Raw genomic sequence first — 401 nt, forward strand, 5'->3', positions numbered from 1 at the left:
TCTTTGCCGTGCCTTTGGACAGCGGCTTTGCCGCTTTCGCGACTTTCTTCTTCGGCGCCGACCGAACGCTTGAGGTGCCGGCGCGCTGAGAGCGGATGATTTTGGCCATGAACGGGATATACTGATACGTCATGACTGCAGGCAACGATTTTGATCCCGCGAACGACGCCGAGGCGGCCGGCACCGAGGCCGAGCCAAAGCTGTTCTCGGCGCTGCTGACACCGCATCGCTCGCTGAATCGCACCGGCTTCATCGTGCTGATGTCGCTCGTCACGGTGATCAGCTTCGTCGCCGGCGCGGTGTTCTGGTGGCTCGGCGCCTGGCCGATCTTCGGCTTCTTCGGCCTCGACGTGCTGGTGATCTATTGGGCCTTCAAGGTCAATTTCCGCACCGCCAAAGCG

At 61.6% G+C, this 401-nt stretch carries 1 protein-coding gene; it reads left to right on the forward strand.

Annotated elements, in window-relative coordinates:
• Positions 1–131 precede the first annotated feature (131 nt).
• A partial coding sequence (locus GO615_RS28315) for a DUF2244 domain-containing protein (protein ID WP_169133114.1) occupies positions 132–401 on the forward strand: 270 nt, incomplete at its 3' end.

The organism is Aromatoleum evansii (assembly GCF_012910805.1).
GTDB lineage: Bacteria > Pseudomonadota > Gammaproteobacteria > Burkholderiales > Rhodocyclaceae > Aromatoleum > Aromatoleum evansii.